The organism is Bacillus sp. FSL R5-0712, assembly GCF_038593285.1.
Taxonomy (GTDB): Bacteria; Bacillota; Bacilli; order Bacillales; family Bacillaceae; genus Bacillus; species Bacillus safensis.
This window is the reverse complement of sequence record NZ_CP151981.1, coordinates 3708300-3730159: the sequence shown is the minus strand read 5'-3', so window position 1 is coordinate 3730159 and position 21860 is coordinate 3708300. Positions and strand designations below refer to the sequence as shown.

The following is a 21860-nucleotide window of genomic DNA, read 5'->3' as shown; positions in this document are numbered from 1 at the left end:
TTTGTTCATTTAACGATTTCTAATCTTTAGCACATAATTTGCATTCAAAATGATCAAAACAACCCCAATGACCATGATTGAGAACAGCTGAGAGTGATTGGCTCCAAGGGAATACACAATCAAAATAAACATGGCGCTGGTCAATAGGATATTCATCATTTGATACGTATGAAACAGTCCGCCAAGCATCACATGCTTTTCGCCTTCGTCCGAAATGGCGAGCAGCTTTTTACTGTAGTCTTTGTCAGATGGACTTGGCAGGTTCCGATTAGGGTAGACAAGCTTTAGAACAGATATCGATATATATGAACAGATAACGGTGACGATAAATAAAGCAGCATTGACGAGAATCAGCCAGAGTGGCTGCTCGGTGACGATCGCGATACCGATGGCAACAATGGAAAAAATGGTACTTACCGTATTGGCTAAAGTCAAATCAGTAAAGGTCCGATATTGTTTTACCTCCAGTTCATCCTCCTCATCTCCAGAGACCGAAAGAGATACTCTTTTTTTCATACGTGAAATCCCTGAAAAACAATAAATAATCAATAAAATCGTCAATCCACTGATGACAAGAGTCGCTTCAAATGCAACATCAAGAAGTGTCATCTCAAATTCAGCTGCCAGCAGACAGTAAGCGCCGAGAAAGCCAAGGAGAGCACCTAAGAGCATTTTGTATACAGTTTTCATGAAAGTTCATCCTCCTCGAATAGAAAAATACGTTCAATGGGTTCCTGAAAAATTCGTGAAAGCTTAACCGCGAGCAAGAGAGACGGCATTAACTCATCTCGTTCCATTAAGCTGATGGTCTGACGAGAGACCTTTGCACGCTTTGCCAGCTCAGTTTGGTTTAAACCATCACGCGCACGAAGCTCTTTTAACCGATTTTTCATTCTGTCACCTCAATTTTGCTTGAAATCTTTCCTTGATTGTAAAGCATTATATTCATTTTGACAAGTAAAGTTGTCAAAATGATAAAAATAATTGTCAGAAGGATCATCTTTATTCAAAAGGAGAACCATGATACGCTAAAGGAAAGAGAAACAGAAAACAGGTGATGTCCGTGTTCATTGATCAATTAAAAAATGACTTACATCAATCACAGCCGTTGTTCATTGGAGAAGAGACAGCGTTCAAAGCAGCAGTCCTTATCCCTTTGGTGCAAGTAAATGGAGAATGGCATATATTATTTGAGGTACGATCGCTCACCATGAGAAAACAGCCGGGGGATATTAGCTTTCCTGGGGGCAAGCTTGATGGCAGCGAAACTGCACAGGAAGCTGCACTGCGAGAAACACATGAAGAGCTGGGCATTCCGCCAGAATCGGTCGAGATCCTTGGACAGCTTAGTCCTTATATCGCTTCTCCATCCTTCGTGGTATACCCATATGTTGGTATCATTGATGAGCAAAAAGTGAAGCAATCCTTTAATCAAGAAGAAGTAGAGGAGACTTTTACCGTGCCTCTATCATGGCTCAGCCAATATGAGCCGTACTTACATCATGTATCCGTTCAGCCAACACCAGGAGAGGATTTCCCTTATGAAAAAATCATGCATGGTGAGAAGTACCGCTGGGGAAGCCGTTCGATTGAGGAATGGTTTTATGATTACGAAAACTACACCATATGGGGATTAACAGCCCGTATATTAAAGCATTTTGTGACCGTTGCAAAAAGAAATTCCTAGAGAATCGCTCTCTAGGAATTTGTTGTATTCAGACGTTCCTTCGCTGTTTGTTGTCCTTTACTTATTGAAATAGGGGATTTCGCTTGGCCCAGTCCGTAGGAAGGCATGTTCACGTAGATGGATTCATACGAGCCGGCTTGAATTTGGTACGTTTCATGATAAATTCCGACCGCGTCATTATTTCGTGCTCTTTGGTTAAATTCTTTCCAAGCAGCCAAATGCTTCTCCATCTTGGCATAGGCAAGGAGGTCATCGGTTGATTTCCAATATTGAATCATCGCTGTCGTGCGTAATCCGAAGTAATTCTCTGTCCCAAGAAACCCAAGCTCTTCTTGATGGGTATACAGCTCCTTGATCATGCCAGGCATCGCCATGAACACAGGCAGCCATTGATGAATGGCCCAGCGTTTGTTGATCCTCATTCCGATGATGAACACAACAATCGAATCAGAATTGTCCGTTGTAAATCTGCCAGCACGTATGTCTTTTTTCATTCATTTACCCTTCCTTCTTCATCGAATGGAATGTTTCCACGCACCAATCGATGCCTGCTTGAGCCACTCTTTTCCCATAATCTAAAGTAAACAGCCAATACTTCGCATCCGCTTCATCTGGATAAAGCTCTTGAATGTTTTGTTCAATTGACACATAAGTTTCATAACGAATACGGAGCTGCCGCTCATAATCCTGTAAAAGCACCAATTTTTTCTCAAACGAAAGATATTGACCGAAGAATAACTTTAATAACACCTCATTACGCTCTGTTGGTAACTGATCGAGCGGCTGCGCCAGCCACTCTCTTAACGTATCCAGTCCTTTTTCAGTCAAATGATATTCCCGCTTGTCTGATCGGCCAGAAGTAGCAGCAGGTGAAACTTCCGCAAGGCCTTCCTCGACTATTAACTTTAAAGCTGGATAAATTTGTCCATAACTGATTTTCCAAAAATGATGCAGGCTTCTATCAATTAATTGCTTCACTTCGTACCCTGACTTACAATCAGTCGTTAAAATACCTAAAATCGCATACGTCGTATCATTGTATTTTTTCATGTCAGCACACCTATCTAAAAGATATATCATTTAGATATATAATATGCGATATCCATTGGTGATACAAGAGGTTTTAGAAAAAATCCAATGAAGGAGGTGAAGAGATCGTTGATTTTGTTTATGTAAGAGATGCATCAATCATATATTGATAGAAAAAATAAACATCCGTAGATCAATGATCAGAGGAGGTATATATGAATAAATCGAAAATCTGGATCGTGGCAATTCTAACGGTACTAGTCATCGGTGCTGTCAGCTGGATAGCATATCAAGCAAATGTAAAAAAGAGTGTATTGAACCACTCTTACGCCTTTGTATATAAGACAAAGGATCAAGTGAACTGGTTCAAGGTAACGGAGAGAAAAGGGAAAGTCACAGGTTATCTGAATGAAACCATTTTGGAGGAAAATCCAAAAAGACATTTTGATCCTAATCTATTTATCAACAAATATAAATTAACTGGAAAAACTGTTGAAAACGGTTACGAATTTCAAGTGAAGCAAGGGAAAGAGACGGTCACATATAAAGTTCACCCTGCTGAAAAACACCTTTCTGTGAAAAAACAAGGTGAAAAACAAAGCATCACATACAAAGCAGTTGATCAAAATAAACTACGAGCTGTTCAAAAGGACATTCATGACCGATATGATGAACTGATGGATGACAGTGAGAATAGATTTTATGATTATGTAAGAAACTTCATCAAAAAAGTAACAGGTACTTACGGTTATCTGTACACGGCAGAGGATGGTTCATATCAGCTTTTTTTACAAGTAAAACGCATGCATATTGAGTCTGAATGGTCAGGATCTTTTCTGATGAGAACTGTTCCTGAAGATAGTACTGAAACTTATAAAGAAACGAAATATGAGGCCAGAGGTATTTCAGACGGGATAATGTTTGATTTGGTCACTTACCCAGGAATTGGAATTGAAAATGATTTTATTGTAGGTGAAACCGATCGAGACGCAACATCAATTAAGCTTCCTTTTAAATTGGCAGGCGGTACAATAGAGTTTAAAGCTGTCACGAAAGATGAATATCAGGAACAAACGGAAGCATTCAAAAAGCAGGCTGAAGAAAAGAAAAAATAGATGATGATAAACCAGATAAGTCATTTTAAACTTATCTGGTTTTTAGATGGAAGTAGTTTTTGGTGAGTGATAAAAGGATATTTATTGTATAAAAAAACAGGAAGGTTACTTCAACAATGAAAGAAGAGTAATTTGGGTATAAAGACCTTAATAATTTTTAGAAAAATAAATGTTGACGCTTTCATATAATCAATATATACTAAAAACAAATCCAATATGAATAAATTAGACATGTGACTGGTCATGCAGGCAGGATCTAAAAACGATGAATTTCTTTTATTTGTCGTTTTAGATCCTTTTTTTGTTGCCAAAATATAGGTCTCGTGTATGAGAAAAGGGGGAGAAGAAAAAATGAATTACACACAAGTTGCCAAAGACGTTTTACAGCATGTAGGCGGCAAAGAAAACATTGCGCACCTTGAACACTGTTCAACAAGGCTTCGCTTCACACTAATCGATCAGAAAAAAGCAGATGTACCAGCACTAGAAAAAACACCAGGTGTTATAGCTGTCAGAATGTCAGGACAATGCCAAGTAGTCATTGGGAATGATGTCATTGAAGTGTATCAAAAGGTAACTAGTTTAATAGGCAGCACCTCATCAAGCCAAGACGTGCCATCCAACCAGCCAAAAGAAAAAAGAAAAGCAGGCACAGTTCTGTTAGATTTCATTGTCGGTGTCTTCCAACCGCTTGTACCAGCTATCGCAGGCGGAGGAATTTTAAAATCATTTCTTCTCCTTTTCTCTTTATTAGGCTGGATGGATGCAAAGGGACAAACCTATCAAATACTGAACATGGTAGGTGATGCACCACTTTACTTTCTGCCTTTACTAGTTGCTGTAACGACGGCGAATAAACTAAAAGTAAATCCACTGGTCGCTCTATCAGCAGTCGGTGCGCTCCTTCTGCCGAACATGACGGCGATGCTTACAGAAGGTGCGCAATTACTTTCATTCGATGTAAAAAATATAGCTTATGCATATCAAGTGTTTCCGGCAATCCTTTCTGTATTGCTTTACGCGAAAATGGAAAAATTCTTTACACGGTTTTCACCAAAACCAATTCGGATTTTCTTCGTTCCGATGATGTCATTGGTCATTACTGTACCAGTTACGCTACTTCTGTTAGGACCGATTGGTTTTACAGCGGGGCAAGGCTTTTCATCTATTATTCTTGCGATGTTTAATACGGTAGGCTGGGTAGCTGTCGCAATTTTAGCAGCGGTCCTCCCATTCATGGTTGCTTCAGGCATGCACAAAGCAATGGTCCCTTATGCAGTCACAACGATGGGAACCCTTGGGAAAGAAGCACTTTATTTACCGGCATCACTTGCGCATAATATCGCGGAAAGTGGAGCGTGTTTTGCTGTGGCACTTCGAACAAAAGACAAGGTACTCAGATCAACAGCCATTTCGGCAGGAATATCAGCCTTTTTTGGCATCACAGAGCCGGCGCTGTATGGTGTGACACTGCAAAATAAGCGAGTCCTTGGAAGTGTTATGATGGGTTCGTTTGTTGGCGGGATTTTCATTGGTTTAGTTGGTATACAAGCCTTTGTGCTTGTTGGCCCTGGGTTAGCAAGCATGTCGATGTTTATATCAGATGAGCTCCCGCGAAATTTGATGTTTGCTATCATTGGAGCGGTCATTTCGTTTATTGTCGCCTTTATCGCTGCTTTTGTATTAGGTAAAGATCGAACTGTAGAAGAAAAGACAAAGGACCAAGCTGGGTTTGCTGAAAAAATTGGAGCAGGAGAAACATTCAAAAGCCCTGTGATTGGTCAAATGATCTCTCTATCTGAAGTGAAAGATGATATTTTCTCTTCAAAGGTCATGGGAGAAGGAATTGCCATTGTACCTTCAAAGGGAGCACTTTATGCACCAGTAGATGGAGAGGTAACCTTACTGTTCGAAACAAACCATGCACTTGGTATGAAGACGGACCATGGAGTTGAAGTATTATTCCACATCGGCATTGACACCGTTCAGTTGGAAGGACAGTATTTCCATCCAAAGGTGCAGGCTGGAGATCGTGTTCAAGCGGGTGATTTATTGATTGAATTTGACCTAGAAAAAATCATGGAAGCAGGGTATGATCCAGTAACTCTTGCTGTAGTCACAAATACAGATCAATATGATATTAAGGTACAGCCATTACAAGAGGTCAATCGTCAAGATACATTGATGGTTGTTACACAATTAGGAGGCTAATCATATGAAAAAAATCAAAGGTTTTCCAAAAGGATTTTTATGGGGCGGCGCCATTGCTGCTAACCAGGCAGAAGGCGCCTGGAATATAGATGGAAAGGGACCGTCTGTTGCAGATATTGCAATGTACCGTTCCAACTTGAGTGTAGAAGATTATGAAGGTCATCTTGCTGTTACCACTGAAAATATAGATCGTGCGATGAAAGATCCAGACGATAAAAAATACCCAAAGCGCAGAGGTGTTGATTTCTATCATCACTATAAAGAGGATTTGGCTCTCTTTGCTGAAATGGGATTTCAAACACTTCGCATTTCTATTGCATGGAGTCGTATCTTCCCTACTGGAGAAGAAGCGGAACCGAATGAAAAAGGGCTGCAATTTTATGATCGTGTATTTGCAGAAATGAAAAAACACAACATAGAACCGATCGTGACACTCTCTCATTATGAAATGCCATTAGCCCTTAGTGTGAAATATAACGGCTGGGTTGAAAGAAAAGTAATCGACCTCTTTGTGAAGTTCGCCAATGTTTGTTTCGAACGTTATAAAGATGATGTGAAATATTGGCTCACTTTTAATGAAATTGATAGTATTCACCGCCACTCTTTCATTACAGCGGGAATTATTCCTGATCGCTGTCCAGAAGGAAAAGTGGAAGAGACGGTGTACCAAGCACTTCATCATCAATTTATTGCATCTGCTCTTGTAACAGCAGATTGCCATCGTATCATCCCAGGCAGCCAAGTAGGATGTATGCTGACTAAATTGACAACGTATCCGCATACGTGCCACCCGAATGATGTGGAACAAGCTTTGAAACAAAACTTAGAAAACTATTTCTATGCAGATGTTCAGGTATTTGGCGAGTATCCACCGCTGATCAAGCGCATGCTTGAGAGAAAAGATATTCATATTCAAATGGAAGCAGATGATCTAACCATTTTAAAGGAAAACACAGTAGATTTTATCTCATTCAGCTACTATATGTCTTTAACGGAATCAGCCCAAGAAGGATTAGAAGAGACAGAAGGAAATACCATTCGTGGAGTCAAAAACCCTTATCTTCCTTCAACTGACTGGGGCTGGCAAATTGATCCGGTTGGTCTAAAAATTTCTTTGATCGAATTGTATGATCGCTATCAAAAACCTCTTATCATAGTCGAGAACGGCATGGGTGCAAAGGATGTAGTTGAAAATGATGGCTCAATCCATGATGACTATCGTATTAACTATTTTAAAGAGCATTTCCGTCAAATGAGAGAAGCCATTGAAGAAGGCGTCGATCTCTTTGGATATACGAGCTGGGGCTCGATTGATATTATTAGTGCAGGTACATCACAAATGTCAAAACGTTATGGCTTCATTCACGTAGATCAAGATGATGACGGGAACGGGACATTAAAACGATCTCGAAAAGACTCATTTTATTGGTACAAAAAAGTCATTGAGACGAATGGAGAATCGCTTGATTGAACACCACAATCATGAAAACAGGTGATGACGATGTTTAAAATCAAAAAAGTTTTAAACTCGAGTGTGGTCCTGGCTGAAGATCAGAACCAACAGGAGATGGTTTTGTTCGGCCGAGGAATTGGCTATGGACAGAAACCAGGTCAAATGATAGAAGAGAAAAAAGCGGACCAAGTCTTTATGTCAGTCGATAACATGAGAGCAAAAGAATTTCTTCAACTGTTAGATTCAATGCCTCAGGAGTTTATCGATTTAACTCAGCAAATCGTCAAATTTGCAGAAAAACGTTTAAATTCAAATTTAAATACAGGTGTTTATTTTACCTTAATGGATCATTTGAATTTTGCAGTGGAACGTCATAAAAAGAATATTAATATTACGAATCGCGTGTATTGGGAAATCAAAAATTACTATACAGAAGAATTTGAAGTAGGAAATTACGCACTTGAGTTAGTCAATGACACATTGGGCATACAATTACCAAAAGAAGAAGCTGCCAATATCGCCTTTCACTTAATTAATGCATTAGGTGAAGAGTCCGAGTCGAAAGATGGTATGAAATACGCCAAGATGATCGGAAGTATTGTCAATCTTGTGCGCTATACGTTGAATATGGAAATGGATCAAGAGAATATTCATTACAGTCGGTTCATTACACATGTGAAATTCTTTGTAGAGAGATTTTATGCTGATAAATTATTATCAGATCAGGAAAATGAGTTATTTGAACAAATTGCACATTTATATCCTCAAGCGATGGATGTTGCTTTTAAGATCAAAGACTATATTAAACAGGTGCATAGTATTGTCATTCCTAATGATGAGCTTACTTATCTTGCGGTACATATACACCGCCTCATATCTTATCAGCAACTAAAATAAATGTGGAACCACTTGCCTTGATGAGGCGAGTGGTTCTTTGTATGACCAATGTTTATATTAAGTTCCGATAGGTCGTTCTGTTGTACCAGGATTGCCATCATTTAATGAATTGAAAGCCCCTGTTTGTCCTAAAACAACGATGGTCAAAGTGATAATCAATAAACTCATTTTTTTCATTAGAATTCCCCCAGTCAATGATAGGATGTTTCATGCGATCAGCTTCCTTTAAAAAGAGATAGGCTTGATGAATGGCTCCCAGCTCTTCAAAGTGTTTTGCAGCTAATGCACTTAATTCACAGACTCCTTCAGCATCTTTTAATTTTTTAAGAATGCTGATTTCATCGAAACAGGCTTGAGTTTTTTGAGCCATATCTTCAGTGAAATATAGATGGTAAAGCAAATTCATTTTTGCTGTATAGATGGGGCATTTCTCTGATTCATGTTTTTGGTTCACCAATTCGAAGTAATAGAGAGCTTGTGTCCTTTCATCGATAGAAAGCAGCTCTTTCATTAACATGTACATGGAGTGATGAAAGTAACACGAAGAGAGATAGTCTTCATCACTAAGAGCCTTTTCTAGGGCATCAATACATTTTTTTGATTCGCCAGCTTCGGCGTACAAAATGCTGATATTATGATAAAGCTGTGATGTTAGAAAATGATCGTTGAGACTGTCTGCGATGTGTAATGCTTTTTTGTAGTAGTCTTCTGCTCTTATAAAGTCACCAATGTCCATATAATTAGCAGCGGCGATGACAAAGGCTGCAGCTAGTCTTCTCTCATATCCTTCATGACTTTTGAAAATATCAATAGCATTCTGAATATAGTGTAGAGAAATCAGGCTTTGACGAAGCAGCATATATAAGTTAGCGATTTTCGTATGAAATTCTGCTACTTCTATTTCATCAGGAATGTGTTGTAGTTTTTTCTCGGCAATTTTAAACAGTCCAATGGCTGATGCATAGTCTCTTTTATATGAAGCGTAAAGGGCTTTGTACAGGTAAAAATAGTATTCAATTAAGTCGTTTGTTTTAGAGGGGCAATCTGGCTCTGGCTGTTCCTTCAGTTTTGTACCTCTCCGTTCATATAACATGAGTTTATACTTGCCTTCTAGCAATGAGTAATAGGTCAAGACTTCCTGATTTTCTTCCATTTTTTGAAGTAATTCTTTTAATTCTGTATACATTGCTTTTGCACTGTGTACATCATGCTTGCGAATTGCAATTCTCCAATCATTTAAACGATTCCCCACCTGTTCAGCAGAAATGATAGCCATGGAAATTTCACCTCTTTAAGATCCTTTCACCTGTTTCATAAAAAACGATATCACAATTTTTGGTAAAATATAATCGTTTCTGTGAAGAGATTGACAAGAGGTAATAAAAAGGACCTAAGGTCATGTGATGTACGATATTGTAAGGGTGATTGCTTGTTAGCACAAATGAATAAAATCTCTTTTTGGAAATCTAAAAAAGGGATATATACAATGGATTTTGTGATAATGAACGAAAATATCACTCGTATATTTGGAATAAAGAAGTTTTAGCTATTTCAGAGGGAAAATGGAAGGTCGATCTAGGAAAGAAAATCATGTATGATGTTGCTAGATCATGAGATAAGAAACTGATAGATGCAGCCAAATGTAAGTATTAAACACAAACTCAGCCCTTTAGAAAGGATGTTGAAATGAAAAAAAGATTTCAAAGTTTAAATAGACAAATCACAGTCATTATCGCGACTCTGTTACTTGTTTTAGTGACTCTTTATATGTCAAAGAGATACTTTTATGGCAAAGAAATTGAGCTGTTGACAGAATCATGTCAACAAGCTGGCGGCAAAATCATCTTAGAAACAAATAGTTTGTCTATGGATTACTCCTTTGAGTGCCAAAAAAAGTAGAACAGGCAGTTTTCTGCCTGTTTGAACTCAGATTAAAAACCTAAATCTTGCAGCCATTGATTTAATCTCATTTCTCGGTTCTCGGCAGTTGAAAGGTCATATCTTCCTAATTGTAAACTGTCTGCAATTTCTCCGTCATTCATAAACATGATTTTTTCAGAACGAAGAGCCACCTTGGGGTCATGTGTGACAAGCAGCAGTGTTGCTCCTTCAGCGTGTACTCTTGAAAAAATATTCATCACTTCCTTCGTTGTACTGGAATTAAGAGCACCTGTTGGTTCATCAGCAAAAAGTATGTCTGGTTCATTCATGAGCGCTCGGCAGATAGCGGCTCTTTGAAGTTGTCCTCCTGATACTTCTGTCAAATATCTATTTGCCAAATGATCAATATCAAGTTTTTCCATTAAATATTGAGCTCGTTCATTCAATTTTTGTCTTGGCTTTTTCTTTGCTAAATAAGCTGCAGCAATGATGTTGTCAAATAGATTAAGATTTTTTAATAAATGGCTGTGCTGAAAGACAAACCCCATCTCTGTTAAGCGCAGAGCAGTTAACTGTTTGTCTGTCATTTCTGATAGTGATCGGCCTTTATATTTGATCTCTCCTGTTGAAGCTGTTTCTATGCCGCTAAGCTGATAAAGTAAGGATGTTTTCCCGCATCCAGAAGGTCCCATAATGGTCACGAATTCTCCACGCTTTATCGATAAATGAATATTCTTAAGAATCGTTTGTTTCTGTCCTTTTAATGAATCGATATGCAATGACAATCGCTTCGTTTCAATCAAGTGTTCCATGTGAAACATCTCCTTATAAAAGTGTTTGCCTTGTCGTTGGACTGGAAAAAAACGTCTTCAATAACCAGGTGGTCAAAGCTAAATTGACAATAACTAGTGTAACGGGGTACACAACTGACACCCATTGCGGTGACAGCCACTGAAGGCTCGACGCCCCTAATGATGCTCCACCTATACTCATCAAAGCAGGACCAATGGTATTGACTGCGATTGTTCCAATAAGGGCGCCAAAAGAGAGAACAACGATAAAACTCGTTATATATTGTGCTGTTATATCTGTTATAGAAAATCCAATTGTTCTTAGCATGTGGTTTCGGCTCGAATCTTTTGCCTTTAACATGTGCAGAAACATGAATAGCATTAAGCTGGCGGTTCCAAAGGCAGCTAATGCAGCAAAAAATGCAATGACTTTTACAATAGCTGCTGTGCTGCCGATCGTTTGATGAACGTATTCTTTCATATCTGTCACTTTTGCAGGAGATACCTTTTTTTCAAATATTGTCTTTTTCTCTGCAATATTTACTCCTGGCTTTAGTTGGATTTGAATGGTTTGCCAAAGAGCTGTTTGAGGAAATGGCTGTGATATTGCTTTTGCTGTTTTGCCCCCATTGGTTACGTCCTGATAAATACCTGTTACCGTTCTTTGGATTTCATGCCCATTATTCACGAGTGTGATTCTTTCTCCTATCTTTTTCTGAAGTGAATCTGCATTTAATACGGATAAGGCAATTTCTTCATTCTTTAAAGGCTGCCGCCCTTTTAAATAGGTGAGAGGAAATGCTGAGAGCTCACCTGTTTCTAAGTAGAGCGTTTCTAATGTGTTCTCCTTTGATTTCACCTGAAGAGAAGTAGTTTTATAGATGGCTGCTGTTTGTATGCTCTGATCTTGACGAATCATTGATTCTAGTTCGTTTGTATTTTTCGCTAGATGATTTCCTTGGCGTATATCCATTCGAAGGTCACTTTTACCAGAGCCAAGGTATGTGATGAAATCCGGTGATTGTAAGGTATGCCATAGCTGAATAGGCATGAGCATTAAAAATGTACAGAGTGCAATAATACAAGAAATCGTTGTGTACAACTTCTTTCGTGATATCAGGTCTTTTAAACCAAGCCAAATATTGATCGGTATGAACCTGCTTTTCTTAAGATGCATAGGTATTCTTTTCTTTTGACTCGGTGAATTGATAACGCCTTGAAGTGCTTGAGCAGCTGATATTTGACCAAACTTTCTTAGGACAGCATAGCTGCAAGAGATGACGATTATTGCCGTCGCAATAGAAACAAAAAGCGGGATTAACCAATGAGCAAAAGAAGGCTGATTCCCCATGTAACGGTGAATATTGGTTGTAAACATATCACCAAATATAAGTGTTAACACATATCCCGCTATACACCCTGCACAAGCAAGCGCGGCATACTTACCAACGTATAATTGCTTGATTCTTGTTAAAGAGATCCCAAGCACCTTCAGTATGCCAATTTCACGTTCATCCTCTTCTATTGAAGCCGTCATAGCAAGATGGAGTGAGAGAAGGGCTATACTGATGAGCAGCAGGCAAACAAGCAGGAGAATGGCAATGACCATTCCATCTGTCAATGCATTCAGCATACGCAGTAAAGGTAGTGTGACAGATGGACCTTGTTGTGGCAGTTGTGATGATTGATAGATTGCTTGAAAGGTATCTGTCTGAGCGGCATCATGTAGTAAAAATTCGATTAAGTACTCTTTTTGTTGAAACACTTGATTTATTGCATCCCAATCCTCGTTATGAAGAAGAAATCTTTTTGAACTGACAAGACTGGGGTTCATTTGTGCATCTCGCAAGAACGCTTTGATGCGAAAGATGAATTGATTAGCTCCTTTCTCAATCAGTAATGTTTCACCTATGTTAAGCCGATACTTTTGTTGAAAATAAATTGGGACAGCCACTTCACCTTTATTGACAGTAAGCTTTTCGTTTTGTTCATCTAGAAGAAAATCAAAGTTGCGATTTTGCTTCACAAATAAATGATCCATCACACCTGCTTTGGCAGGCTCATGTCCGAACCTGATGTTTGCATGTTCAATTGGTATCATTGGGACGATTTGATGGGCTTTTACCATGGATTGCTTGCTTGAAAATACTTCAATGTCTTTTTCATTTAGGTCGCCGTCATGCATTTGGACAAAGTCTGGCGCTTTGGCAGAATGGAGCAGGTTAGAAATGGAACCATTCAGCTGTACGATCATTTGAGCTGCACTTGCTGCGAGAAATGAAGTCATCATGATGCAAATGGTTAAGCCGATTGAAATGAGACGGTGTCGGGTTAAGTCTTTCTTTATAAACGCTAATCTCATGAGGCTGCTTCTCCTTCATGCTGAAGCATATTTTTTGTTAAGCAGGCTAGTGCAAACATGAAAGTACTGACGATGAGCACAGTCACATACATGGTGGCTGAAAACGTATTGAACAAAAATCCATACATCATTTGGCCAAGCGGAGCAGCACATTGAGAAACCATTGTCAGATTGGCCATCACTTTTCCTAATTGATGATTTGGTGTTTTCTTTTGAACATGTGAAATCACAACGATTGAGATCATAGTTAGCAGCATAGCAATTGGAAGACATCCTGCTAAAAAGAGAAAATAAGCTGGATAAGTACCAAATTGAAGAGCTGTTTTGGATGTTGAGAATGCCACAGGCAGCAAGATGACTGCGATGACAAGAAGCCAGCGATATAAAGTAGGAATGCGCCAATGCTTCGCTACAAGTCCAACTAGCAGAGCCCCTGCGATGACAGCGAACTCAAGCAAGCCCATGCCTATTCCATACATGATGTCACTGCTCTTCATTGTGACCCTTAAAATGATTGGACCCCCAACAATAAAAAATGGTGTAAGGATGAAATTTAACATTGCAGCAAGCAGCATGGCTCTTTTTAAAAATGGCTGGCTGCCAATATAAGAAAATCCTTGTTTCATATCTTTTATGAGCACTTTGCCCATAGACTCTGTCAGCGGACTAGGGGAGAAGGAAATGTTTAACCTTAAAAGCATGCAAGCTGATAGAAAAAATACGATGGCACTTGCACCGATGATGGATTGGCTTCCAATCATTCCGTATAAAACTCCTCCGATAATAGGTGCGAGAACACCTGAAAGTGCCTGAACGCCATTGACAATGCCGTTTGCTTGTTCTAATTGCTCTTGTTTCACTAGCTGTGGAATGCTGGACATGACAGCGGGAGCATAGAACGTACTCATCACGCCAAGCAGTATCATGACAGCTCCGATCATATAGAGTGAATCATTTCCCGAAAATAACCAAAAATAAAAGGCAAGAATCATCATGCCGGTGAGGACATCAAATAAAATCATTAAGTTCCTTCTGTTAAACCGGTCAGCGATTGCACCAGCTAACGGGGAGAGAAGGAGCGGGATATTGGATAAAGCGAAAAGTAAGGCATATAAATCAACTCGATGCGTCATATCCAATACGTGTAAAGATAGAACAAACCGAATGAGAGAAGATCCGAAAACGGAAATAATCTGCCCGAGAACGAGGTAGATAAAGTGGGATGACCCTCTTTTGGATAACAAAGACATGAATATCACTCTCCTTTTAGACCGACCGTCAGTCTATAATGTATGCAGGATTGGTATTGAAGTGACCAATCACTGATTATTTTCATCCAGCTCTCCAGATAATCGCTTCAGCAGGAATGAAAAGCTCCCCTTATCTGCATGCAATGAGGATTCGAGTATATCAATAAAAGCTAAAGCGCGTTGTATACTTTCTTCGGCTGTCCATTGAAAAAGGCCTTCATCAAATATGACCTGTGCAGAAGCAAGAAGAAATTCAACCGTCTCTTGCGGATACTTCGTTTTGAATGTCCCTTCCTCTACACCTTGCTGAATGACATCTGCCAACACGGGTGATAGTTCTTTAATGGCTTTGATTAAGCTTTTTTGATGCATTTCTGCATTAGAAGGCTGATGGAACTGATCGATCATGCCCTGTTTATGGCTTCCTTGCTGAGGTGATTGCGCCATGATGATACGAAATAGTTTGTCAACGACTGGAAGGTCTGGATCAGCTGCAATACGCTTTGCTACGATGATATCTTCTTTGATGATCCTGTCAATAATGGCATCCATTACTTCTTCTTTGGATGCAAAGTAGTAATAAAAGGTGCCTTTTGCAATGCCAACGGCTTTTAATATGTCAATAATCGTTGTTTTCTGATAGCCTTTGGTTGAAAAAAGCGCTTCGGCTGCGTTTAATATGTCATTTTTACGTTCCTCAGGATGTTTAACGGTTCTCATAAAGCCATCCTTTCTCTTAATTAGACTGTCGGTCGGTTCTTGATTTGATTAAACACTTTTCAGGGTGTCTTTGTCAATGGCTGTTTTTTAAACACTTTGCATTTATTGTTCAAAGACACTATGATACATTGAATGAAAAAAACCTTCAGGGGAGATGGCAAATGCAATTTTTGACCAGTGAATTGGCTCAAGAAATGGTTGAACGTACAATGCATATTTTACATAAAAACATCAATGTGATGAATGCAGATGGTGTCATTATTGGTTCTGGTGAACGAAACAGGATTGGCCAGAAACATGATGGTGCACGGCTTGTGCTGACAAGTGGGAACAGTGTGGAAATTGATCAGGAGACCTCTTTGCGCTTAGAAGGGGTGAAACCTGGGATTAACTTGCCTATCTGCTTCCATGAACAAGTAGTTGGTGTGATTGGGATTACTGGTGAACCAGAGGACATTCGGCATCATGCCGAGCTGGTGAAGATGGCAGCTGAACTGGTGTTAGAGCAATCTTTTCTGCTTGAGCGGGTTCAATGGCGTCATCGACTAGAAAGTGAAATTGTCAATCAGTTGGTTTCATATTCTGACGTTGGGGATCATCAGCTAAAAAATCGAGCTGCTTGGCTGGGGATGGATTTAGACAAGCGCCGAATGGCTATTGTTTTTCAGCCAGTTCCATCCTCAGAGGATGCTGTTCATAAATTGATGCATGCGATTCAATATGATAAGAATGCGGATGATTTACTTGGCATGACCTTTTGTCATGAATTGATTCTTTTAAGTCAGCCCATACCTGAACATCGAGTAAAGCAGGCTGCAGGTCATCTGCAAAAAACAATGCAAAGAGCAATAGGAGGCCAAGTGCTAGTGGGGATAGGGACTGTCGCTGACGACATCAGCCAGCTGCCAATTTCTTTTCAGCATGCGAGAGAAGCCCTGAGATTAGGGAAAGCTCTTGATCCGGAAGAAAGTATGTATTTCTTTGAGTCTTATCAGCTGGAAAGCGTATTCATGATGGCGGGTATTGCTGAAAAGAAAAGTCTATGGACTGACTTTTACAAGCCGCTGACACAAGAAGCAGAGCTCGCCCATACATTAAGGGTTTACATTGAAGAGGGCGGTGATTTGCAAAGAATTGTTGATCGTTTATTTATTCATCGGAATACATTGCGTTATCGTTTAGACAAAATTCAAGGATTGACCGGAAAAGACCCTCGTCATGTAAAACAGTTAATCGAGCTTTATATGGCGCAGCTAATGACTCAACTATATTGATTGTGCAAATGCACAATTCGGAAGAGTGGTCAGTTAAAAAAGTTCATCCAGATTCACAACACAATCCCTTAGGGTAAACGCTTACAATTGGAGAAAGATATTTTTAGGGGGATTGAGAATGGGTGGAGATGTGACGGTAAGTACTCTGGGAGCCATGGCGGCGCTTGTGGTCGCGATTGTTCTCATTCTAAAAAAAGTATCACCTGCTTATGGCATGCTGGCTGGTGCATTCATAGGCGGATTGGTTGGCGGGGTAGACATTGTTCAGACCGTCAACGTTATGATGGAAGGTGCTAAGGACATGATTCCGGCTGTCCTTAGAATTATGGCCGCAGGTGTACTGGCTGGTGTTCTCATTGAATCAGGTGCAGCGTTATCTATCGCTGAGGCCATCGTGAGAAGGCTTGGTGAGGCGAGGGCACTATTAGCACTCGCTCTTGCAACGATGATTTTAACAACAGTGGGCGTTTTTGTAGATGTTGCGGTTATTACAGTAGCGCCCATCGCACTTGCCATTGCCAAACGCGCAAAGCTCTCAAAAACGGGAATTCTCCTTGCTATGATTGGAGGCGGGAAGGCAGGGAATATCATGTCACCGAATCCGAATGCCATTGCCGCTTCAGACGCTTTTGGTGTACCTCTGACTTCAATGATGGCTGCTGGAATCATTCCAGCTGTGTTCGGGTTGGCTGTTACATATGTATTAGCTAAAAAGCTTGCAAACAAAGGGACGCCCGTTCTTGAAGAAGAAACTGGGCAAAGTAAAGTTCAAATACCTTCTTTTTTTCAAGCACTGGCTGGTCCGCTGGTTACCATTTTATTGTTGGCTTTAAGGCCGCTTTTTCAAATCAATATAGACCCAATGATCGCTTTACCGATTGGAGGGATTGTAGGTGCTCTTTTCATGAAAAAAGGGAAATTTCTCAATGATTATGCGATGTCGGGGCTTCATAAAATGTCAGGTGTCGCGATCATGTTATTAGGGACAGGTACATTAGCAGGAATCGTATCGAATTCTTCCTTAAAAGATGTGTTTATTCAGGCACTGGATGCATCGGGTTTACCTCCATATTTACTTGCGCCTACTTCCGGGATATTTATGTCAGCCGCGACCGCTTCGACAACAGCAGGAACGGCGGTAGCGAGTGGTGTGTTTAGCGGAACACTGATTGGGCTTGGTGTATCTGCTCTTTCAGGGGCAGCCATGATTCATGCTGGCGCAACAGTGCTTGACCATATGCCGCACGGGAGCTTTTTCCATGCAACAGCAGGAAGTGTTCAAATGGATATTAAAGATCGTTTGAAGCTCATGCCTTTTGAATCGTTAATCGGTTTGACGTTAACCGTTGTATCGACCTTTATTTTTGGCGTTTTCCAGCTGTTTGGCTGAGGACATGATAAGAAAAGAGGGGCTTTAGGATGAAAATTGTGATCGCACCAGATTCATTTAAAGAAAGTTTATCTGCTTATGAGACAGCATGTGCCATTGAACGAGGATTTCGTTCTATTTTGCCAAACGCAGAGTATATCAAACTGCCGATGGCAGATGGAGGAGAGGGGACCGTTCAATCGTTGGTTGATGCGACTGGCGGGCAAATTGTTCATCAAGTGGCCACGAGCCCGCTTGGTGAGCCAGTGGATGCCTTTTTTGGCATGTTAGGAGACGGTCAGACTGCTGTCATAGAGATGGCTGCAGCCTCTGGTTTACATCATGTACCGCGAGAAAAACGTAATCCATTATGGACCACATCCAGAGGAACTGGAGAATTAATACTTGCAGCGCTGGATAAAGGAGCGAAGCACGTGATCATTGGCCTTGGCGGAAGTGCAACAAATGATGGCGGTGTTGGGATGATGCAAGGATTAGGTGCAGATTTCCTTGATAAAACAGGACTTTCCCTGACGTCAGGCGGCGGGGTACTTCATCAGTTAGCTTCAATTGATTTATCTGGACTCGATCCAAGACTGCAATCCGTCCGTCTGGAGGCGGCTTGTGATGTGGATAATCCTTTAACGGGTGAGAGAGGAGCGTCTGCTGTTTTCGGTCCTCAAAAGGGAGCAGATGAAGAAATGGTTCAAGTGTTAGACAAGAATCTGGCTCATTTTGCACAAGTAGCTGAAAAGCAGTTCAATGTCTCCTTTGGAGATGCAGCAGGGGCAGGAGCGGCAGGAGGACTTGGTGCGAGTTTATTAGGCTTTTTAAAAGCTGATTTGCAAAGAGGAATCGATATTGTGCTGAAGGCTGTTCATTTTGATGACGTCATCAAGGAGGCAGACCTTGTCATTACGGGAGAAGGCCGAATTGACCGGCAGACCATTTATGGAAAAACCCCAATCGGCGTAGCCAAAGCAGCAAAGCAGTATAATCTGCCTGTGATTGGGATTGCAGGCTCTCTTGCAAACGACAGTGGAGTCGTACACGATCATGGAATTGATGCACTGTTTAGTATCGTTCCAGGTATTACCTCTCTGTCTGAGGCGATACGAGATGCGGCTCTTCATGTAGAAAGAACAGCTCGGAATATCGCGGCTGTGTTAGAAATTGGAATAAAAAAGTAAACGATGAAAAATGTTTCCTTTTCTATCACATTCCTTTCTATCGAAATGTGGTAAAATTGTTATAAATGATGTAGAAAGTTGGAGGAAACAAAAATGTCTAATCTACCGAATTGTCCTTCGTGCAGCTCACCTTATACTTACGAGGACGGCAGTCTGCTGGTTTGTCCTGAGTGTGCGCATGAATGGTCACTTGAACAAGAACAAGCGGCAGAGGAACAGCTTGTGGTCAAAGATGCGAATGGGAATCTGTTAAGTGATGGGGACACGGTCTCTGTCATTAAAGACCTAAAAGTAAAAGGTTCTTCATCCGTTTTGAAAATAGGAACGAAGGTCAAAGGCATTCGTTTAGTTGAAGGCGATCATAACATTGATTGTAAAATTCCTAGCTTCGGCGCAATGAAATTAAAATCAGAGTTTGTGAAGAAGATATAATGTATGAAAAGAGGCTGTAAGAGGCCTCTTTTCTTTATTTATAGGTGAAAGGAATAATCTCAAACAAAATTCCATACATATATACCTGTTGAAAAAGGTTCATTTTTTAAAAAATCAAGCCTCTTTTCACATAAAAATCCGCAGTTTTCTTAACCCTACCTTAAAAAAGGCAGATGATTCGCTAAATTTTGGCTAATCCCCTTCACAACTTTTGGGCATTGCTGTACCATATGGAAGTGTTCTTCTATTTTTGACGGATCATGGTGTTTATCAGGAAATAGAATGATAGATGATACTTAGACAAAGAAGGAGAGGTAACGTGACGAACGTTTTAGAACTGCATAATGTATCTAGACATATTAGCGGGAAAAAGATTGTTCAAGACTTGAGCTTTTCTGTCCAAGCGGGCGAAGTCTTTGGCTTCTTAGGACCTAATGGTGCAGGGAAAACAACAACCATTCGTATGATGGTCGGTCTTTCTCCCATTACATCTGGTGACATTCTGATTAATGGCCATAGTATTCAAACATCCTATCAGCATGCCATCCAACATGTCGGTGCGATTATTGAAAATCCAGAAATGTATAATCATTTAACGGCAAGACAAAATCTTGTTCACTTTGCCAGAATGAATGGGAAAGTGGATGAAGCGCGAATTGATGAGCTGTTAGAGCTAGTCAGCTTGCAGCATGTGAAGCATAAACGTGTGCGTACATTTTCATTAGGAATGAAACAGCGATTGGGCATTGCGCAGGCACTCATACATAGACCAAAACTGCTAATCTTAGATGAGCCGACCAATGGACTTGATCCTGAGGGGATTCGAATGATACGAGATTACTTGAGAAGGCTTGCGAAGGAAGAAGGGCTGGCTGTAATTGTTTCAAGTCACCTCATGTCAGAGATGGAATTGATGTGTGATCGCTTTGCAATTATCCAAACCGGAAAGCTGATTGCGATTGAGGATCAGCGTGCTGAGACGAAGCAGGATGATTTGGTTAATTATCGAATGAAGGTAGCAGCCGGGGAGCTTGAAGAAGCACAGAAGCTCATTGATGCATTTGAGGAAGGCGTCACTGTAAGAGAAGAGGAGCAGTACTTATTTTTCTCTATGCCAGAACAAAAAATGCCAGAATTAATCCGTCATTTGAGCAGCGCGTCTATTCATTTGTACGAGATCAAAATTGAAAAACAAACCTTAGAAGATAAGTTCTTAAGCTTAACAGGTAAAAAGGAGGCAGACGTATGATTCGCCTCATTCAAAACGAGTGGATGAAGATCAGTTTTCGTGTTGGTACTTGGATTATGGTTGGGCTTCTTGTTTTAGGTATGGTTGCCACGTTGATCTTTGTAGTGAAAACAAATGACAAAGATCAAGCTTCAGGTGATTGGAAAACCCAGCTAGAAATGATGAATAAGGAAAACAAGAAGGAGCTCAAAGAGACAGAGAATGGTTTCTTTAAAAGAGAGCTTGAAAAAGAGATCACTATTAATGATTATCGAATCAAGCATAACTTGCCGCCAGCTGATCAGTTTAGAGACAGTGTATGGGACTATGTGAAAACAAACGCCAATTTACTTCAGCTAGTCGGTGTGTTTGTGATCATTATTGCTTCCACCATTGTATCGGCTGAATACAAGCATGGTACAATTAAATTATTATTGATTCGTCCACCATCAAGGCTAAAGATCCTAATATCTAAATATATTACGGTGCAGCTGTATGCTCTTTTACTTGTTGTGGTGCTATTTATCTTGTCATTCATATTGGGTGCTATTTTCTTTGGACTTAACACTGATTATGTGAATTTGGTGTATCAAAATGGTGAAGTGATTGAACGTTCGCAGTTTGCAAATATGGTCTATTATTATCTTGCTCATTGTGCAATGTTTGTCGTTTTGGGAACCCTTTCGTTCGCCATTTCTACAGTATTTAGAAGTGAAGCTATCTCCATTGCCATTAGTGTTTTAGCGTATATTGTGGGTGGATCAGTCACAGGTATTTTAATGCTCTTCTTTGATTGGTCAAAATATCTGTTATTTGCAAACGATCCATCTCAATACTTTATGGAACAGGTTACTATTATCGATGGTATGTCTCTAGGATTCTCACTAACCGTCCTAGTCATCTATTGGGCTATTTTCTTAGCTATTGCCTTAATCGTTTTCCAAAAACGAGAAGTAAAAACAGGTTAATTT

General features: G+C 40.2%; 20 protein-coding genes. 11 read left to right on the top strand and 9 right to left on the bottom strand.

The window, feature by feature from the left end:
• Positions 1-9: 9 nt before the first annotated feature.
• Entirely contained in the window at positions 10-690 is a 681-nt protein-coding gene (locus NSU11_RS19220) for a DUF3169 family protein (protein WP_311164966.1), read from the bottom strand.
• A complete protein-coding gene (locus tag NSU11_RS19215; protein WP_003215336.1) occupies positions 687-893 on the bottom strand; it encodes a helix-turn-helix transcriptional regulator in 207 nt (68 codons plus the stop codon). The genes NSU11_RS19220 and NSU11_RS19215 overlap by 4 nt, the downstream gene beginning before the upstream one ends.
• A gap of 170 nt (positions 894-1063) precedes the next feature.
• On the opposite strand from NSU11_RS19215, the gene NSU11_RS19210 reads away from it, so the two are divergent.
• Entirely contained in the window at positions 1064-1687 is a 624-nt protein-coding gene (locus NSU11_RS19210; protein ID WP_342493728.1) for a CoA pyrophosphatase, read from the top strand.
• An 11-nt stretch (positions 1688-1698) separates the two neighbouring features.
• On the opposite strand, the gene NSU11_RS19205 is transcribed toward NSU11_RS19210, so the two are convergent.
• Together NSU11_RS19205 and NSU11_RS19200 are read right to left on the bottom strand one after the other, a co-directional pair.
• Positions 1699-2181 carry a DUF4188 domain-containing protein gene (locus NSU11_RS19205; RefSeq protein WP_171464830.1) on the bottom strand — a complete coding sequence of 161 codons (483 nt, stop codon included), beginning with the start codon at positions 2179-2181 and terminating at the stop codon, positions 1699-1701.
• A 4-nt stretch (positions 2182-2185) separates the two neighbouring features.
• Positions 2186-2737, bottom strand: a complete 552-nt coding sequence (locus tag NSU11_RS19200) for a PadR family transcriptional regulator (protein ID WP_024423982.1) — start codon at positions 2735-2737, stop codon at positions 2186-2188.
• Positions 2738-2931: 194 nt separating this feature from the next.
• Between NSU11_RS19200 and NSU11_RS19195 the strand changes: the two genes are divergently transcribed.
• From NSU11_RS19195 to NSU11_RS19180, 4 genes are all read left to right on the top strand, one after another.
• On the top strand, positions 2932-3831 hold the full coding sequence (locus NSU11_RS19195) for a hypothetical protein (RefSeq protein WP_281237465.1): 900 nt from the start codon (positions 2932-2934) through the stop codon (positions 3829-3831).
• 351 nt (positions 3832-4182) lie between these two features.
• On the top strand, positions 4183-6042 hold the full coding sequence (locus NSU11_RS19190) for a beta-glucoside-specific PTS transporter subunit IIABC (RefSeq protein WP_103131829.1): 1860 nt from the start codon (positions 4183-4185) through the stop codon (positions 6040-6042).
• Positions 6043-6046: 4 nt separating this feature from the next.
• Entirely contained in the window at positions 6047-7513 is a 1467-nt protein-coding gene (locus NSU11_RS19185) for a glycoside hydrolase family 1 protein (RefSeq protein ID WP_342493727.1), read from the top strand.
• Positions 7514-7543: 30 nt separating this feature from the next.
• Positions 7544-8392, top strand: coding sequence for a PRD domain-containing protein (locus NSU11_RS19180; RefSeq protein WP_171464827.1), 849 nt, complete (start codon positions 7544-7546; stop codon positions 8390-8392).
• Positions 8393-8489: 97 nt separating this feature from the next.
• On the opposite strand, the gene NSU11_RS19175 is transcribed toward NSU11_RS19180, so the two are convergent.
• The 5 genes from NSU11_RS19175 to NSU11_RS19155 form a co-directional block, all read right to left on the bottom strand.
• Complete coding sequence (locus tag NSU11_RS19175; RefSeq protein ID WP_151039575.1) at positions 8490-9668, bottom strand: Rap family tetratricopeptide repeat protein; 1179 nt, start codon at positions 9666-9668, stop codon at positions 8490-8492.
• A 655-nt stretch (positions 9669-10323) separates the two neighbouring features.
• Positions 10324-11085, bottom strand: a complete 762-nt coding sequence (locus NSU11_RS19170) for an ABC transporter ATP-binding protein (protein WP_133744354.1) — start codon at positions 11083-11085, stop codon at positions 10324-10326.
• Between the two features lie 13 nt (positions 11086-11098).
• Complete coding sequence (locus tag NSU11_RS19165) at positions 11099-13426, bottom strand: ABC transporter permease (protein ID WP_171464826.1); 2328 nt, start codon at positions 13424-13426, stop codon at positions 11099-11101.
• Positions 13423-14676: an MFS transporter gene (locus NSU11_RS19160; protein ID WP_281237466.1), complete on the bottom strand. Its 1254-nt coding sequence runs from the start codon at positions 14674-14676 to the stop codon at positions 13423-13425. The genes NSU11_RS19165 and NSU11_RS19160 overlap by 4 nt, the downstream gene beginning before the upstream one ends.
• Positions 14677-14745: 69 nt before the next feature.
• The gene (locus NSU11_RS19155) at positions 14746-15396 is read right to left on the bottom strand and encodes a TetR/AcrR family transcriptional regulator (RefSeq protein ID WP_171464824.1); all 651 of its coding nucleotides are present in this window, start codon (positions 15394-15396) and stop codon (positions 14746-14748) included.
• Positions 15397-15557: 161 nt separating this feature from the next.
• Between NSU11_RS19155 and NSU11_RS19150 the strand changes: the two genes are divergently transcribed.
• From NSU11_RS19150 to NSU11_RS19125, 6 genes are all read left to right on the top strand, one after another.
• Positions 15558-16670 (top strand): sugar diacid recognition domain-containing protein, encoded by a 1113-nt coding sequence (locus NSU11_RS19150; RefSeq protein WP_342493726.1) that lies wholly within the window; start codon positions 15558-15560, stop codon positions 16668-16670.
• Between the two features lie 118 nt (positions 16671-16788).
• Positions 16789-18060 (top strand): GntP family permease, encoded by a 1272-nt coding sequence (locus NSU11_RS19145; RefSeq protein ID WP_197202741.1) that lies wholly within the window; start codon positions 16789-16791, stop codon positions 18058-18060.
• A gap of 29 nt (positions 18061-18089) precedes the next feature.
• On the top strand, positions 18090-19229 hold the full coding sequence (locus tag NSU11_RS19140) for a glycerate kinase (protein ID WP_197202742.1): 1140 nt from the start codon (positions 18090-18092) through the stop codon (positions 19227-19229).
• A gap of 93 nt (positions 19230-19322) precedes the next feature.
• Positions 19323-19661, top strand: a complete 339-nt coding sequence (locus NSU11_RS19135; protein ID WP_024423969.1) for a zinc ribbon domain-containing protein YjdM — start codon at positions 19323-19325, stop codon at positions 19659-19661.
• Between the two features lie 319 nt (positions 19662-19980).
• A complete protein-coding gene (locus tag NSU11_RS19130; RefSeq protein ID WP_025093740.1) occupies positions 19981-20910 on the top strand; it encodes an ABC transporter ATP-binding protein in 930 nt (309 codons plus the stop codon).
• The gene (locus NSU11_RS19125; protein ID WP_034624085.1) at positions 20907-21857 is read left to right on the top strand and encodes an ABC transporter permease; all 951 of its coding nucleotides are present in this window, start codon (positions 20907-20909) and stop codon (positions 21855-21857) included. Before NSU11_RS19130 ends, NSU11_RS19125 begins: the two co-directional genes overlap by 4 nt.
• Positions 21858-21860: the final 3 nt, after the last annotated feature.